Source organism: Cronobacter sakazakii (assembly GCF_000982825.1).
GTDB lineage: Bacteria > Pseudomonadota > Gammaproteobacteria > Enterobacterales > Enterobacteriaceae > Cronobacter > Cronobacter sakazakii.
Genome location: NZ_CP011048.1, coordinates 30,825 through 47,896, shown reverse-complemented (window position 1 = coordinate 47,896; position 17,072 = coordinate 30,825). Strand labels below are relative to the sequence as shown.

13 protein-coding genes are annotated in these 17,072 nt (G+C 57.8%); 6 read left to right on the top strand and 7 right to left on the bottom strand.

The features are described from left to right. Positions 1-175: 175 nt before the first annotated feature. From CSK29544_RS21575 to CSK29544_RS21560, 4 genes are all read right to left on the bottom strand, one after another. On the bottom strand, positions 176-1,495 hold the full coding sequence (locus tag CSK29544_RS21575; protein ID WP_007873333.1) for a type II toxin-antitoxin system HipA family toxin: 1,320 nt from the start codon (positions 1,493-1,495) through the stop codon (positions 176-178). A gap of 2 nt (positions 1,496-1,497) precedes the next feature. After that, positions 1,498-1,779 (bottom strand): helix-turn-helix domain-containing protein, encoded by a 282-nt coding sequence (locus CSK29544_RS21570; RefSeq protein WP_007887716.1) that lies wholly within the window; start codon positions 1,777-1,779, stop codon positions 1,498-1,500. A 130-nt stretch (positions 1,780-1,909) separates the two neighbouring features. Then, positions 1,910-2,707 (bottom strand): siderophore-interacting protein, encoded by a 798-nt coding sequence (locus CSK29544_RS21565; protein ID WP_007887714.1) that lies wholly within the window; start codon positions 2,705-2,707, stop codon positions 1,910-1,912. Next, positions 2,704-3,915, bottom strand: a complete 1,212-nt coding sequence (locus CSK29544_RS21560; protein ID WP_007887712.1) for an MFS transporter — start codon at positions 3,913-3,915, stop codon at positions 2,704-2,706. Before CSK29544_RS21560 ends, CSK29544_RS21565 begins: the two co-directional genes overlap by 4 nt. Before the next feature lie 135 nt (positions 3,916-4,050). Between CSK29544_RS21560 and CSK29544_RS21555 the strand changes: the two genes are divergently transcribed. The 5 genes from CSK29544_RS21555 to CSK29544_RS21535 are packed head-to-tail and all read left to right on the top strand — an operon-like array spanning position 4,051 to position 12,018. Then, complete coding sequence (locus CSK29544_RS21555) at positions 4,051-5,799, top strand: IucA/IucC family protein (protein ID WP_029039469.1); 1,749 nt, start codon at positions 4,051-4,053, stop codon at positions 5,797-5,799. Beyond that, entirely contained in the window at positions 5,792-6,739 is a 948-nt protein-coding gene (locus tag CSK29544_RS21550) for a GNAT family N-acetyltransferase (protein WP_007887706.1), read from the top strand. Before CSK29544_RS21555 ends, CSK29544_RS21550 begins: the two co-directional genes overlap by 8 nt. Next, positions 6,736-8,481, top strand: coding sequence for an IucA/IucC family protein (gene iucC / locus CSK29544_RS21545; protein ID WP_007887703.1), 1,746 nt, complete (start codon positions 6,736-6,738; stop codon positions 8,479-8,481). The genes CSK29544_RS21550 and iucC overlap by 4 nt, the downstream gene beginning before the upstream one ends. After that, entirely contained in the window at positions 8,478-9,800 is a 1,323-nt protein-coding gene (locus tag CSK29544_RS21540; protein WP_007887702.1) for a lysine N(6)-hydroxylase/L-ornithine N(5)-oxygenase family protein, read from the top strand. Before iucC ends, CSK29544_RS21540 begins: the two co-directional genes overlap by 4 nt. 22 nt (positions 9,801-9,822) lie before the next feature. Next, positions 9,823-12,018: a TonB-dependent siderophore receptor gene (locus tag CSK29544_RS21535; protein WP_007887699.1), complete on the top strand. Its 2,196-nt coding sequence runs from the start codon at positions 9,823-9,825 to the stop codon at positions 12,016-12,018. A 165-nt stretch (positions 12,019-12,183) separates the two neighbouring features. Here the strand turns inward: CSK29544_RS21535 and CSK29544_RS21530 are convergent, their stop codons facing one another. From CSK29544_RS21530 to CSK29544_RS21520, 3 genes are all read right to left on the bottom strand, one after another. Next, positions 12,184-12,393, bottom strand: a complete 210-nt coding sequence (locus CSK29544_RS21530) for a hypothetical protein (RefSeq protein WP_007887696.1) — start codon at positions 12,391-12,393, stop codon at positions 12,184-12,186. 154 nt (positions 12,394-12,547) lie between these two features. After that, complete coding sequence (locus tag CSK29544_RS21525; RefSeq protein WP_029039471.1) at positions 12,548-13,516, bottom strand: ParB family protein; 969 nt, start codon at positions 13,514-13,516, stop codon at positions 12,548-12,550. A 7-nt stretch (positions 13,517-13,523) separates the two neighbouring features. Then, positions 13,524-14,720 carry an AAA family ATPase gene (locus tag CSK29544_RS21520; protein ID WP_007887690.1) on the bottom strand — a complete coding sequence of 399 codons (1,197 nt, stop codon included), beginning with the start codon at positions 14,718-14,720 and terminating at the stop codon, positions 13,524-13,526. A gap of 851 nt (positions 14,721-15,571) precedes the next feature. Here CSK29544_RS21520 and CSK29544_RS21515 point away from each other — a divergent pair. After that, a complete protein-coding gene (locus tag CSK29544_RS21515) occupies positions 15,572-16,585 on the top strand; it encodes a RepB family plasmid replication initiator protein (RefSeq protein ID WP_007887687.1) in 1,014 nt (337 codons plus the stop codon). Positions 16,586-17,072: the final 487 nt, after the last annotated feature.

Genomic DNA, 17,072 nt, shown 5'->3' with positions numbered 1-17,072 from the left:
GCCTGTGTGAAAGCGGTTTTCTGCCTGGGAGGTACAACGGATAACGGATTGTCCCGACCCTGGCGGCATACGTGAACAATCATAGACCATTACCGGAGAAGTGCCGGGACGCGCGGCGGGGCGCGTCAGAAGAAGAGGTATCCGCACCGCGTTCGAAACGGCGCAGGATGAGAGATTATGCGGCCGCGAGGCGCGCGCACTGCTGGCGCATGCCGTTAAAAATAACGTCGGCCAGAGAGGCAGGGAAATCCACCGGGAGCGCGTCGGCCACGCGCGCGATCACCGCAGGCGCGCTGGCTGTCAGCGCATCAATCATGTCGTTGACCTGCGCCGCCGACAGCCCGGCAAGCTCGCCCTGGCGCAGCCAGTGACGGCGGCGGATCTGGCTCAGATGGTAATAGTTACTGCCGCTGCGCACCGCCATCGCCAGCTTGCACTTCTGCCAGGCTATCTGGTTATTACCCGGTCCGATGACCGGCCAGGCGGAAAGGACGTCGTAAAGCGGCGTCAGGTGGTAGCGGTTGCCGGGCAGATGCGCAATGCTGAAATTCTTGGCGTGGCCGTCGGTCGCGGCGAGGATCCAGAAAATAATCTGCGCGCGGAAGAAATTCGCGCGATCCGCCTGCGCGTTTTCTGAACGGCTCAGAACCGTCATGATATCACCGATGCCCGGCCCGCCGTCGGCCTGATATTTACGCAGCGGCGAGACGCCGAGCGCCTGGCACATATCTTCCTGCGGCAGACGCAGCCACCACTGCCCATCGGCCGAAAGACGCCGGTCGAAGCGTTCGACAATCAGCACTTTTTGCTCATCGAACTGCGCCATCTGCGTGCGCGCGACCGGAATATCCCAGGCTTCCAGCAGCTGCGCGCAGAGCCATTCGTTTTCAATCGAGGTGCGCATGTCCGCCTGCATATTGCCCACCAGCCCCAGCGGCAGTTTGAAAATATGCGTGGTGGGCGTATTGCCCTCCGGCAGGCACCACTGGCCTTCGTGCCATAGCAGCGCGGTTTTCTCCTGCGCGCCCGCAATGGAGAGCCGCAGCTCCTCTTCCCCGCCATGCTGGCCGGGAAAGGCCTCTGCGGTGTGGCGCAGCATCGCGGCAATATCCACTGTGGTGAGTGGCCGGGCGCGAATGGTAAAGAGCCCTTCCGGCGCTTCACCGGCAGGCAGCAGCTGAATGGCGCCGACGCAGTCACGTCCCAGCTCCGCCAGCAGATCGAACGGCTCCAGGCTCTGCGCCCGGTAGCGCATCGCCAGTCGCCGCCGGATGTTTTCGCTGTCCGGCAGCAGGTTGTCGAAGTAATCGCGCACCTGCGCGCCACGGTATGACTGATTACCGGGCGTGAACGGCAGCGACAGCGACAGCGGCCTGCCCTGCGGATCGGCAATCCACTCCGGCAGATAGGTCAGCCGGTCTTCGCCGTTGTGTTTATCCCAGTAACCGACCGGCAGGCCGTTCATCCAGAGCGCTAAACGCGACGTGCGGCGCATGATTACCACACCTCGCGGTGGGCAGGCGAATCGTCACGCGCGGGCGCGTCAGTCTCCGCCGCCTGCGTTTCGCACAGCGTCATCTCAATGCCCAGCACGTTAAAGACGCGGAACAGGCGCTCGATGCTGGCCGTTTCGGGGTTCGCCTCCAGCCGCGCATAGGTTTGCTGCGTGACGCCAAGCCGCGCCGAAACCTCTTTCTGGGTCAGCCCCTGTTTTTTACGAAAGCCCACCAGCAGCGGGCGCAGCTGGCTGAGCGTTTTCAGTGGATACCGGGTGTTCATCTTGCTGGTCGCACCTTCAGATACATACGATAAGCTGTATTCTCTATTTTACACCCTTCAGGCTGTAGCATGCAATTACAGCGTAAAGGGTGTTAAACGCAGAATACAGCCTGAACGCTGTAAAACGGCATTATACGTGGCTTTTACCACGCGACCAGTACGCCATAAAACAGGCACGGGCGGGATCGAGCTGGCGCTCACGCGTCAGGTAGTGACGCAGCCGTTTCACCGCGCCGGATTCCGCGGCCACCCAGGCGCGAAACGCCCCTGCCCCGCCAGCGCGCTGCCAGATGAGCGTCTCTTCATCGTCATCTTCAGTCATCTGCGTCGACACCTGCTCGCTTACGGGCAGCGTCGCGGCGTCTTTCACCGCTTCCAGCAGCCGTTCGCCGTGCAGAACGTTTTCATCACGCGCCAGCCAGTGAATATCGGCAAAGGGATAACGCAGCGGCTGGATATCCTGCGCCAGGGGCACTTCCAGAAACGCCTGGACGCGCGGCGGCGCAGGCTGGCGCGCGAGCTGTTCAAGGATGCCGAGTGCGGCGGGCAGCGCGGTTTCATCAGCCACCAGCAGCGCCTGACGAAGCGCCTCGTCAGCGCTCCATTCATAGCCGCCGCTGTCGCCGTGCAGGACGAACTCGACGTCCAGCTCGCACGCCTCTCTGCGCAGCGCGCGCAACGTGTAGGTGCGCATAAAAGGCCGCCGCTCGCGCGGCAGCGCCAGATAATCCTGATACCAGCTGTCGCTCACCGGCAGCCGGGCGGTGTTGCCGTCGGGTCTGGCGAACATCAGCTTGATGCGCTGATCGGGCGCTTCATGTTTCATGTGCGCCACATCCGGGCCGGTAAACACGCAGCGCAGCAGCGAAGGGGTGACAGAAATGCGACGGCGCAGCGTCACGTTAAAAATGCGGTAACTGGCGGTCATACGGTGGGCTCCTGCGGCGCGGCGTGACGCCAGACGCCGATGCTTAACAGTAAAAACAGCGCGGCAGTGATAAAAGCGGCGGCAATCAGCATATGCTCGCCAAGCCAGAGAGAAATTACCGGCACCAGCAGGGCGCTTGCGCCGTAGCCGAGCGTGTGGCTGGTGGCGATAACGCCCGCGCCTTTGCCGGTGGTGAGACGGTCATTCAGCAACACCTGATAGCCAGGCGTCGCCATCGCCGCGCCGAAAGAGGTCACGGCGATACCGGCGTAAAAAGTAATAAGCCCCGGCAGGATCATCAACAGCAGACCGGCGGCCATCAGGACCGCCGCCGCCAGCAACAGCGCGCGCGGCTGAAGGCGCTGTGGACGCACCACCAGGAACTGCGCCAGTAGCGTGCTCGCCGCCGCCAGGCTTAACAGCAGCGCCACGTGATGGCTGACGGCACGGAGATCGCCATGAAACAGCGGCCTCAGATGCGGCGACAGGCCGAGCTGCATCAGGCTGATCGCAGCGGCCAGCAGTAACGCGAGCAAAAGGAAAGGCAGCATATCCGCACGCAGGCGCGCCGACTGGTGCGCCACGGGCGCGAGCGGCGGATCGTTATGCTGGCGCGCCACCAGCAGCAGCGCGATAAAAGGCGCGAGCGCCATCAGCCAGAGCGGCATCTGCGGGTGAACGCTTAACGCGGCGGCGGCCAGCGGCGGGCCGATAAGACGCCCGCAGCTCAGGCCGGAACTGATGGACGCAAGCGCCGCGAGCCGGTGCTCCCTACCCGCCCGCTGCATGGCCCACGTCTGGGCGGCGGGCACCATGCCGGAGACCGTCAGGCCGTAAAGCGCGCGGGAGACAATCAGCCCGGCAAGCCCTGAGGCAGCGCCGACCACGCCGCGCGCCATCCCCCAGACCACCAGCGCCATCACGGCGAAACTCAGCAGATAGCCGCCGAGCGCCGCCACGACCACAAATTTACAGCCACGCACTTCCGTCTGGCGTCCCCACCAGGGCGATCCGGGCAGAAACAGCATCGAGCCGAACATTAGCAGGCCGGCCCAGACGGAGAGCGACAGTCCCGTCATCTGCACCAGTTGGGGTAATACCACCAGCAAACCATTCTGCCCGATCCCGAGCAGACCCGCGCACAGCGCCAGCGGCCAGAGCGATTGTCCTGTGCGGCGGGCGTGTACAGCGTGAGAAGAAGCATCCATAAGCAGGTAAATATATTGTCAATAAAGATGAGGGAATTATGAAATTAATGAAAACAAATATTGCAAAAATAGTTGCCACTGTAAATAGAATCCCTATCATAACGATAATCATTATCAACAAAGGATGTGTTTGTTATGGTTTCCCTGCCCCGCCCTGCCGCGACAGATGTCGCGGCTCAGTGTTTTCTTAACGCGCTGCTGCGTGAAACCCGGGACTGGCAACTGATCCCCGGCGCATTACCGCAGGAGCCGGCGCAGATCCATTTACCACTCTCTGAGACGCAGGCAATCCGTATTGCGCTGCGCTACTTCTCTCCGACGCAACATCATCAGTATCTGTTTCCGGCAATGCTGGTGGCAAGCGATAACGATAGCTGCGAACCCATTAATTTCACAAAGCTTGTCGACCTCATTCTGGCGAAGCCCGCCGTAAAAGGCGAACTGACCGATGACGTACTGGCCCGTTTTGCGCGCCGCGTTCAGGAGAGCCACCGCCATACCTGGCAGGCGATTGAACTGCGTCACGACTGGGCCACGCTTCGCGCGCAGCCGCTCAACTTTGCAGAGGCAGAACAGGCGCTGCTGGTCGGGCATGCGTTTCACCCGGCACCGAAATCGCACGAGCCGTTTAATGAGACCGAAGCCCGCCGCTATCTGCCGGATTTCGCGCCGCGCTTTCCGCTGCGCTGGTTTGCGGTGAATAAGGCGTATGTGGCAGGCGAGAGTCTGGCGTTAGATCTGCGTACGCGTCTGCTGCGTTTCGCGGCCCAGAGCGCGCCTGCGCTGCTTGAGCACTTTACCGATACACGCTGGCTGGTGCCGATGCACCCGTGGCAGGCCGCGTATCTGCTCGCGCAGCCGTGGTGTCAGGCGCTGGTGGAGAAGGGCGAGCTTACCGATCTGGGCGAAGCAGGCGCGCCGTGGCTGCCGACCAGTTCTTCGCGTTCGCTCTACAGCGAAACCAATAACGACATGATCAAATTCTCGCTCAGCGTGCGTCTTACTAACTCGGTGCGCACGCTGTCGGTAAAAGAAGTGAAACGCGGCATGCGTCTGGCGCGGATGGCGCAGACTCCCCGCTGGCAGGCGTTGCAGGCGCGTTATCCGACCATGCGCGTCATGCAGGAAGATGGCTGGATGGGCCTTTGCGACACGCAGGGGACTATTCAGGAAGAGAGCCTGATGGCGCTGCGCGTCAATCTGCTGTTCGACACGCCAGACACCCAGACCAACGTGCTGGTGAGCCTGACTCAGGCCGCGCCGGACGGCGGCGACAGCCTGCTGGCCTGCGCCGTGCGCCGCCTCAGTGAACGCCTCAGCCTGCCGCTCGCACAGGCGGCGCGCTGCTGGGTGCAGGCGTACTGCGAACGCATTCTGCTGCCGCTTTTCAGCGCCGAAGCCGATTACGGCCTGGTACTGCTGGCGCATCAGCAAAATATTCTGGTGGAGATGCAGCAGGATCTGCCGGTCGGCCTGATTTATCGCGACTGTCAGGGCAGCGGCTTTACCGATGGCGCGCTGCTGTGGCTTGCGGAGGCCGGCGAGCCGGAAGCGGAAAACCGCTTCAGCGAAGCCCAGCTGCTGCGCTACTTCCCGTATTACCTGCTGGTGAACTCCACGCTGGCGGTAACCGCCGCGCTGGGTGCCGCCGGGTTTGAGAGCGAAGAAAAGCTGATGGCGCTGGTGCGTGACGCGCTCGCGCAACTGCGCGCCACCGCGCGCGATACCCGCTGCCTCGATTATGTGCTGGAGAGCCGCCACTGGAACTGCAAGGGCAACTTCTTCTGCTATCTGCACGATCACAACGAAAACACCATCGCCGACCCGGCGGTCATCTACTTTAACTTCGACAATCCGTTTGCAGGGAGCACGCATGATGCCTGAAGCGCACATTGTTCATGACGGTTACGGTTTTCGCTGCGCGACGCTCAATCTGGCGCTGCCGCTGGCCCTCGGGCTTGACGGCAGCGCCGTACTGCATCATCCGGGCGACGTGCCAGACGGGTGGCTGGCGGCCACTCTCGATCAGTTGTTTGTCGCGGCGCCTGCCCTCACGGGCATTACGCTGCCGTGGGCGCAGTGGCGCGATGAACCGCAGGCGCAGGCGCTGTTTGACGCCGTACAGTGCGATTATCTGGCGCGCGACACGTTCTGGCAGCTGCCGCTGTGGCTGCGCGGCGAACGCATCGCCGCACGTGCGGGAATACAGTTTGACGAGACGCGCCAGCTCGCGTTCCCGGCGCGTCCGCCGCGGCCAGAAGGCGAGGTCTATCGCCGCTACGATGCGCAAATCAAACGCATGCTCAGTTTCCGCGTGGCGGATGTGTCGCAAGATGCGGAGCGTTTTACCCGCTGGATGAACGCGCCGCGCGTGAACGCCTTCTGGGAGATGGCCGGGCCGCAGGCGGAGCAGGAGAATTACCTGCGTAAGCAGCTCGACGCGACGTACTGCTACCCGCTGATCGGCTGCTTCGACGACGAACCTTTCGGCTATTTTGAAATTTACTGGGCTGCGGAAGACCGTATCGGCCGCCACTACCGCTGGCAGCCGTTCGATCGCGGGCTGCATATGCTGGTGGGCGAAGAGCAGTGGCGCGGCGCGCAGTACATCCACAGCTGGCTGCGCGGGCTGAGCCACTATCTGTGGCTGGACGAGCCGCGCACACAACGTCTGGTGGCGGAACCGCGCTTCGATAACCAGCGCCTGTTCCGCCATCTGCCTGTCGCCGGTTTTGAAACCGTGAAAGAGTTCGATTTTCCACACAAGCGCTCGCGGCTGGTGATGAGCCAGCGCAGCCGTTTCTTCAGTGAGGTGGGACTATGACGGCCTCGCTGTGGGAGCGCGTGAACCGCGAGATGGTGGCGAAAATGCTCGCCGAGCTGGAATATGAACGCACGCTGACGGCGCAGGAAACGGCGGCCAACCGCTGGACGATTGCGCTTGGCGATGAGACCTGGACATTTGACGCGAAGCGCGGCATCTGGGGCTGGCTGCATATCAACCCGGCGACGCTCACAAACGAGAGCGGCAGCGCCATTGAGGCTGAAAGCGCCCTGCGCCAGCTGGCCGTGGTGCTGAAAATGAGCGACGCGCAGACGGCGGAGCATCTCGAAGATCTCTACGCCACGCTCAGGGGCGATATGCAGTTGCTGGAGGCGCGTAAGGAACTTAACGCCGACGCGCTTATTGATATGGATCCGGATGAACTGCAGTGCCTGATGTCAGGCCATCCGAAATTTATCTTCAACAAAGGACGTCGCGGCTGGGGGCTGGATGCGCTGAAGGCTTACGCGCCGGAATACCGTGGCCGTTTTCGCCTGCACTGGGTGGCGGTACGCCGTGACCTGATGGTCTGGAGCAGCGACGCCGACTGCGACATCAATAATCTGCTGGCAAGCGCGATGGACGGCAGCGAACGCCAGCGTTTTACCCGCTACTGGCAGGCGCTGCATCTGGATGACCACTGGCTGCCGGTGCCGCTGCATCCGTGGCAGTGGCAGCAGAAAATCGCCCTGCATTTTCTGCCGCAGCTGGCGCGCGGTGAAATTATCGATCTCGGCGTGTTTGGCGATGAATACATCGCACAGCAGTCGCTGCGCACGCTGACCAACGTCAGCCGCCGCTCATCGTTCGATATCAAACTGCCGCTCACGATTTACAACACCTCCTGCTACCGCGGCATTCCGGGCAAATACATCGCCGCCGGGCCGCTCGCCTCGCGCTGGCTGCAACAGCAGTTCGCCAGCGATAAAACGCTGCTGGCGCTGGGCGCGCAGATCCTCGGCGAGCCTGCGGCCGGTTACGTGACGCACACCGGTTACGCCGCGCTGAAAACCGCGCCCTATCGCTATCAGGAGATGTTTGGCGTGATCTGGCGGGAAAACCCCTCCTGCTGGCTGCGCCCCGGCGAACAGGCCGTGCTGATGGCCGCGCTGATGGAAACCGACAACGCGGGACGCCCGCTGATTGACGCGTGGATCGCCCGTTCGGGCCTGAACGCCGAAGCGTGGCTTGCACAGCTCTTCCGCGTGGTTGTTATTCCGTTTTATCACCTGCTGTGCCGGTACGGCGTGGCGCTGATCGCCCACGGTCAGAACGTGACGCTGGTGATGAAAGACCATGTGCCGCAGCGCATTCTGCTGAAGGATTTCCAGGGCGATATGCGTCTTGTGGATGAAACGTTCCCGGAAATGGAGAGCCTGCCGGAGCCGGTCAAAGCCGTCACGGCGCGCCTTTCTGCTGATTACATTATTCACGATTTACAGACCGGGCATTTTGTTACGGTGCTGCGTTTCGTCTCGCGCCTGACTGAACAGGGCGGCGTCAGCGAAACCCGGTTCTATCGCCTGCTCGCGGACGTACTGCATGACTATATGGCCGCGCACCCGGAGATGGCGGCGCGCTTCGCGCGCTTTGATCTCTTTAAACCGCAGATCATTCGCGTGGTGCTCAACCCGGTCAAACTCACTTTCTCCGAGCATGACGGCGGCAGCCGCATGTTGCCCAATTACCTTACCGATCTTGATAACCCGCTGTATCTGGTCACCAGGGAGACCGCATCATGAAAACGTACGATTTCATCGGCATTGGCATCGGCCCGTTCAATCTCAGCATCGCCGCGCTCGCCGAAGGGCTTGACGGCTTCAGCTCGCTGTTCCTTGAACGCAAACCGCACTTCTCCTGGCATCCGGGCATGATGGTGCCGGACTGCCATATGCAGACCAGTTTCCTCAAAGATCTGGTCAGCGCGGTGGAGCCAACCAACCGTTACAGTTTTCTGAACTACCTGGTGCAGCGCAAAAAGTTTTACCGTTTCCTGACCACCGAGCAGCGCACGGTGTCCCGTGAAGAGTTCGCCGATTACCTCTGCTGGGCGGCAGATAACCTGAGCAATCTGTCGTTCAGTCAGCAGGTGCAGCAGGTGAGTTTTAACGAGGCCAGCGGGCTGTTTGAAGTGGTGACCCAGCGCGATCGTTTCTTCGCACGCCACGTCTGCATGGGCATCGGTAAACAGGTTAATCTGCCCGACTGCGTGCCGGCGCAGAACGACCATTGCTTCCACGCCAGCGAAATGATGCTGCGCACGCCGTCGCTTGCCGGTAAGCGAGTGACGGTCGTTGGCGGCGGCCAGAGCGGTGCCGACCTGTTCCTGAATATTTTCCGCGGCGAGTGGGGCCAGCCCGCGGCACTGAACTGGGTGTCGCGCCGCAACAATTACAACGCGCTCGATGAAGCCGCGTTCGCGAACGAATATTTCACGCCGGAATACCTTGAAAGCTTTGCCACGCTCGATGAGAAAACGCGCTGCGATCTGCTCGCCGAACAGAAGATGACGTCTGACGGCGTGACCTGCGAATCGCTGCTCGCTATCTATCGCGCCATGTACCACCGCTTTGAAGTGCTGCGTGAAAAACCCTGGGCGCAGCTGCTGCCGTCGCGCTCGGTCACCCGCGTGACGCCACAGGCGCAGGGCCAGCGTCTGTCGCTGCGACATCATCTGGATGGCGGCCAGGAAACGCTGGATACCGATGTGGTGATTTTCGCGACCGGCTATCGCCCTGCCCGTCCGGCGTTCCTCGCCCCGCTGGCGCATCGGCTGGAGCTGGACGAACGCGAAGGCTTCCGGGTTAATACCGATTTCACGCTGGCGTGGAACGGCCCCGGCGCAAACCATCTTTTTGCCGTCAATGCCGGGATGCACAGCCTCGGCATTGCGGAACCTCAGCTCAGCCTGATGGCCTGGCGGGCCGCGCGCATTCTCAATGTCGCGCATCCTGACACGCCGTTTGAACTGAGCACCACCCCTGGCGTGATCCAGTGGCTTTCCCGGCCGGAAACGGTCACCCGCCAGGTTTCTCAACCTGTAAACAGCACTGACTACTAACAGACTCAGGAACACCATAACAATGAAGCGTCATCATCTTTGGGTATTGAATCCTTGTTTACTTGCCATGATTTCTGCCTCCGCCTGGGGGGCACCGCAGAAAGAAGAGACGTTGGTGGTTGCCGCCAGCCGTACCGGACACAGCGCGGCGGATATGGCACAGACCACGTGGGTTATCGAACAGGCTGACATTGAACAGCAGGTTCAGGGCGGTAAAGAGTTAAAAGAAGTGCTGGCACAGCTGATCCCCGGCATGGATGTCAGCAGTCAGGGGCGCACCAATTACGGCATGAACATGCGTGGCCGCTCCATGATGGTGATGGTCGACGGCGTGCGTCTGAACTCCTCACGCAGCGACAGCCGCCAGCTGGATTCCATCGATCCGTTCAACATTGAGCGCATCGAAGTTATCTCCGGTGCGACCTCGCTGTACGGCGGTGGCAGCACCGGCGGTCTTATCAATATCGTGACCAAAAAAGGCCAGCCGGAGACGCAGGTTGAGTTCCAGACCGGGATGAAAACCGGCTTTAACAGTCATAACGATCATGACGAAAATATGGCGGCAGCGGTGAGCGGCGGCAATGACAATGCTTCCGGGCGTCTGTCCGTCGCCTATCAGCGCTACGGCGGCTGGTACGACGGTAACGGTGATGAATCCATTATCGATAACACCCAGACCGGCCTGCAGTATTCTGACCGTCTGGACGTGATGGGCACCGGCACGCTCAATATTGATGATCACCAGCAGCTGCAGCTCACCACGCAATACTATAAAAGCCAGTCCGACGGTAAACACGGTCTGTTCCTCGGCGAGAATTTCTCAGCGGTCACCGGCAACGGCACCGCCTACAACAAAGGCAATCTGGATTCAGACCGTCTGCCCGGCACTGAACGCCACCTGATTAATCTTCAGTATTCCAACTCTGATGCCTGGGGCCAGGATCTGGTCGCGCAGATTTACTACCGCGATGAGAGTCTGACCTATTACCCGTTCCCGACGCTGAATGGCGATAAAACCCGCGTGACCAGCATTGGTGCCTCACAGCAGAAAACGGATTTCTGGGGCGGCAAACTGACAGTCAACAGCAAGCCACTGGATGCTCTTTCTCTGACCTATGGTGTGGATGCCGAGCATGAAACCTTTAATGCCAACCAGCAGTTTTTCGATCTGAATAAAGCGGCCGCCAGCGGCGGCATGAAGCTTGATAACGCGTATAACGTCGGGCGCTACCCGGATTACAGCATTACGAACCTGGCTCCGTTCCTGCAGGCGAGTTATGACATCAATGCCATCACGTTAAGCGGCGGTGTGCGCTATCAGTACACCGAGAATAAGGTCGATGATTTTGTTGGTTATACCCAGCAGCAGGGCATCGCCACCGGTAAAGCGACGTCTGCGGATGCCGTGCCGGGCGGCAAAACGGATTACAACAATCTGCTGTTTAACGCCGGTATTCTCGGCCACCTGAGTGAACGTCAGCAGCTGTGGTTTAACTTCTCGCAGGGGTTCGAACTGCCGGATCTCGCCAAATATTACGGCTCCGGCACCTATCGTCTTGAGAATGGTCACTACCGTCTGCTCAAAAGCGTTAACGTGAATGACTCGCGTCTCGATGGTATTAAAGTCGACAGCTATGAGCTCGGCTGGCGTTACACCGGCGACAACCTGCGTACCCAGCTCGCGGCGTACTACTCGGTTTCTGACAAAACCATTAACATTAACAAGACCGATATGACCATCACCCTGGATGACGACAAGCGTCGTATCTACGGGCTTGAAGGGCAGGTCGATTACTTCTTCAGTGACAGCGACTGGAGCACCGGCGCGAACTTTAACGCCATCAAATCGGAAACCCGCGTGGACGGCGACTGGAAAAAGCTGACGGTCGACAGCGCCAGCCCGTCTAAAGTCAGTGCGTGGGTTAACTGGGCGCCGGATAACTGGACCCTGCGCCTGCAGAGCACCCAGACGTTCGATGTGTCTGATGATGCCGGTAAGAAAATCGACGGCTATAACACGATGGACTTTATCGGCAGCTATGCGCTCCCGGTCGGTAAAATCGCATTCAGTGTCGAAAACCTGCTGGATAAGGATTACACCACCGTCTGGGGTCAGCGCGCGCCAGGATTGTACAGTCCGACTTATGGCTCACCGGATCTCTATACCTACAAAGGCCGCGGTCGTACGTTTGGCCTGAATTACTCCGTTCTGTTCTGATTACCGCCACATCACACAGGCCGCCTGAGCGCGGCCTTTTTTATTGCTGCTTTCTGAAGATGTCTCGCAAAAACGCGCTCGCCGGCAGGGCTCACCGTAGTGGTTATTGATTTCCGTTCTTTCCGTGTTGTGTGCCTTAGCTTTTGGCTGATAACTCTTCCCGAACTACCTGAAACCATCTTCTTTTCCCGTCATTTGGGCTTTTCTGCCTTCGCCGTCCGCTGAAATTTCTGGCAGGAAAGGCGTCATAAGCATGGCGATTTCACCGTGAAATAACTCATAAATAACATTTAAAATCAAACGCTTAATCTCATAATCAGCGTGGCGAAATGCGTGAAATTTCAGTACGCGCGCCAGCAGCAGACGGTAAAACATCCACTGTAGAGAGCAGGCGAACAAGTCATAGGCGATGCTGTGGAATAAAGAAAGGCGAGGCGAATAGTGGCGATTTCACCGTGAAATCCGTTCAGGAAAAAACGGTATTTCAGGGAGTTAACGGTGAAATCACCATGGCGAGTGCACATCCCGCTCAGGAGAGATGCTTCTTCAGAACGCTTTCAATGGCCTGGTCGAGTTCATCCTGTACGTCACGCGACAGGCGGTTGAATTCGTAGCTGAAGAGTCGTCCTTTAGTGCGCTTACGGGCGAAACGGTCTTTATCAGAGAAACGCCAGAGCGGGGAAATAACCGCTTTGTCTTTCGGGCCCGGTGACGTGAGCAGCTCCCCTTCACGCGCGATAATGCGCATGATGCGGTTCTTCACTTCATCTTCCGCCAGATCGGTGTCTGACAGCACGATATCCACTTCACTGGCAATGGAATCGGTCAGTGTTTTCAGTGCGATGTCATTTTTCAGCAGCGTTTCTTCGACAGCGCTCAGCGTTTTATAGTCGCTGAATGTCAGCTCGGACTGCACCGGGAAGAAGGCCAGCAGTTCAGCAGAGACCGACGCCGCCTGCAACGCACGGGTGACTTTTGCCTGCGACAGCCCTTCCTGCTCGGCTATCTCTTTCTGACTGAGACCTGCGTTTTTCAGCGCCATCAGCCGCAATCCGATTTCACGGATGTTGTGCTCTTTTGCCGTCTGGATATCTTTGGCGAGCTTGCGCGCCTCTTCTGACGTCAGCGCCGCTTCCGTCACCAGTACAGTCAGACCAGTATGACAGATGAGTGCCGCAGCACGACGGCGGGAGCCGTCCAGAATTTCAATACGGTCACCCGCTTTCACGCCAATCGCCGGGAAGAACTGCTGGAATTTTAGGGTGCGGGTGATATCGCGCAGCGATTCCGGCGTCAGCGCTGACTGCTCGCGCCCGTTGGTTTCCTGACGAACGAAGGTTTTTTCCGCCACATCCGCAGGCGCGACGCTTTCCAGCCGGAAGGTGGCTTTACGCCCGGAACTGAGTACAAATACTGACGTGAAAGTTTCAGCGTCCGTGCTCTCTTTAAACGGGGAATGGGTGAGTGTACGGCCAATCGTGACTCTTTTTGTGCTCATAGTATTCTCAGCTCATACGAATAAATTCAATGCGGTCAAAAACCGCTTTGGCGAAATCTTCAGCGGCGGCACGCGCATTTTTCAGCGCCTCGCTGCTGCCGATGTAAGTGGCGGGGTTTGCGGAAATCACCGTATCAAATGACTCTCCGCAGCGCTCAAAGCCGTCCAGGCGGGGCAGAGCGACATCCAGCATATCGCCGCCGAAAATCTCTTTGGCGAGGCTGTGACAGAGCTTGTGATCTGCCTTGTTGAGCAGCTTCGACATAAAGCCGATGTTTTTCTGCAGTCTGACACGGCAGCCGGACTCTTCGATCAGCGCGATGAGCTCCGGCAGACGCGTCAGGTATTTGAGCGTCGAGTGGAAATCCACCTGCGCTGGCGGCACTGGCGTGAAAAGAACGTCCGAGGCCGCAATCGCGTTCATCAGGAATGCATCCAGATGCGGGCCGCTGTCGACAAAAATAAAATCGTAGTCTCTGGCAATCTTATCGATGATGTTCTGGCGCAGGACACCATAAATACTGGTGCCCGGCAGATGCTCCGCACAGAGCTCTTCCCAGCGCGAGGCGATAAAGGCGTCTTCAATAGAAGCCGGCATTACGTCCACGCCCGGCACAATCGACGGCACAATGAATTCTTCCAGCAACTCTTCGCGAGACACATTCTGCAGCATGGCCTGCGCGCTGGTGGTATCGACCGTTCCCACGGCGCGGGTGTGATTAAGGAACATGGTGGCGGAAGACTGCGGATCGAGATCAATCACCAGAATGCGCAGATCTTCAAACAGCAGGTGAGGATGCACACGCAGCGCATGGGCAAGGGAAACCGTAGAAACCGTTTTGGAGACGCCGCCTTTCAGATTACCAACAAAAATGGTGAACGCTTCATCATGGCGGTCGCGGTATTTAGGCACGCCACGGTGATGGTAGAGATCGATAATATTCTGAACGGACATCGCATACTTGGTGGAAGAGCCCGCCGCGCGTTTATCAAAGACGTATCCGTTCGCTTCCATTTCACTGACGGCATAATCAACGCTGGCGCGGGTCAGTCGCGGAAGTTTGGCCAGTGCCGCTTTGGCGTAGACCTGATAGAAGGTGTTTTCCTGAAGCTCATCTTTCTGATGCTGGATCTGCTCGGTCAGCCCGAGAAGCATTCTTTCTGAACGTTCGGCAACTTTCGTTAACTGCTGCTCATTATCCATCACAACACTCACTGTATGCAGGATTTATTAATTTAAACGAAAATACAGCATAAAAGCCAGGTGGTAAACATAAATGTTGTACTTGTGTGCGCGTGTTCAAATCGCTGACGTCATAAGAGGTTAGTGCCAGAATCAGCAGCGCTCACCGCAAAAACGAACGTGCGTCAGCCGTTCGTTTGAGGAAGCGCAAAAGAGCGGAGGTTAAATGGGGCGTGGGATGCATATGACCTGATTTTATCCACAGGCCAGATCTAAGTTTTCGATCCAGATAAGATCCCTTATATGATCCTTAAAGATCCCTTTTCTGAATTTCTTAATACGATCAGACGGTTGCGGCAGTTTCTAACCACTATAGCGAGCAGAACATCCACTGAAGCGAGCCGGATAACCACTGTAGCGAGGAGAGTAACGGCTGAAGAGAGTGCCTGGCATCCACTGTAGCGAGTAAAACGCAGGACTTTTCCATAACGGCCCTCTCTTTATAACTGGCTGTATTAAAAAGGGTTTCACCTTCTTCTTGTCAAGTTACTTCTGCGCATCAACATGTTTATTCACAGCGTCAGTACGTCTTTTATGTCTGGCTGCGGGTGACTGTAACAGACTGACAGGTTCCTGTATGCGTTCGGGCTATCCACTATAGCGAGTGAATGACTGGATCCTGTCACGCCATCAACTAAAACAACCACTACAGAGAGTAAATAACCACTGTAGTGAGTAAACATCCACTGTGGAGAGTAAACAGCGCGGATAAGCATGTGACATATCCACTATGGTGAGTGATACTCTCACTGGCGAAGATAATAACCACTATGGTGAGTAAGCACCGGTATTCAGGACAGGAGACCCCGCACGTGGCTGATGAAGAGAACATCAATATCAACGATGCCTTCAGTGAACTGGATCGTAAAACCGGCGAAGTGGTCACGCTGATGCCGAACCGTAACAACACGGTACAGCCGGTCGCGCTCATGCGCCTTGGCCTGTTTGTCCCGACGCTGAAATCCACCGCCCGTGGCCGTAAAGGGCAGATGTCCTCGATGGATGTGACAGAAGAGCTGAAACAGCTCTCGCTCGTTAAATCTGAAGGCTACGAGAATATCAAAATCACCGGTGCCCGCCTGGACATGGATAACGACTTCAAAACCTGGGTCGGGATCATCCATGCTTTCGCCAAATACAACGTGCTTGGCGACAGCGTGACGCTGCCGTTTGTGGAGTTCGTGAAGTTGTGCGGTATTCCTTCGGCGCGTTCGTCGGCAAAGCTGCGTAAACGTCTTGATGCCTCGCTGACCCGTATCGCCACTAATACCATCTCCTTCAGCAATAAAGAAGGGGAGTATTACGTCACGCACCTGGTGCAGTCCGCCAAGTACAGTGCCAAAAAGGATGAAGTGACGCTGCAGGCCGATCCGAAAATCTTTGAGCTGTACCAGTTCGATAAAAAAGTTCTGCTGCAGCTGCGGGCCATAAATGAGCTTTCGCGTAAGGAATCCGCTCAGGCGCTGTATACGTTTATTGAGAGCCTGCCGCCTAACCCGGCGCCGGTCTCGCTTGCACGCCTACGCGCGCGCCTGAATCTCACCTCCCGCACCATCACGCAGAACTCCACCGTGCGTAAGGCGATGGAGCAGCTCAAGGAGATTGGCTATCTCGATTACACCGAGATCAAGCGCGGGCGGGTAGTCTACTTTCATATCCACTACAGAAGGCCAAAACTTCGCCCACAAAGCCTGCCAGGCGCGCTGCCTGCCGGTGACGAGTTGCCGGTAGAAAACAGCGCTGTACCGGAGGAGCAGGGCGAGATGGTAATGCTGACCAAAGAAGAACTGGCGCTGCTGGAAAAAATCCGTAAAGGCCAGATCTGAATATCCACTGTAGTGAGTACGGGATGAGGCATTTGTGCTATACCACTCGCTACAGTGGATTATGCTCTCCATAGTGGATGTTACTCTCTTTAGTGGATGTTTATCTCTTCTCTGCTCCCCATAGTGGATATCCTGTTAATGCCTTCGCAGGATCTTTTAATCATCCTTAACGATCTGGCGATTTCAGCATGAAATTGCTGGTCGAAACACTATAAAAACAGTGGGTTAACGTTATATACGTATGGCGAAAGGGGAATACTTTCCTATTCGTGATATCAAAGAGGGTAATGTTCGCGTTCACGGTACGAAAGAGTGCCTTTTTATGCTTAGTGTTATACCTCGCTCATGCGTACTCGCTTTGCTCACCTAAGACGCCCCTCTGTAAACCGCATTTAAAGTCCATTTCAGCATCATTCCTTTTTTTAAACGAAACTCATTGTGGTTTCCTCTGCCAGTATTATCTGGTTTCGCGCCGGGCCTGCGCTTA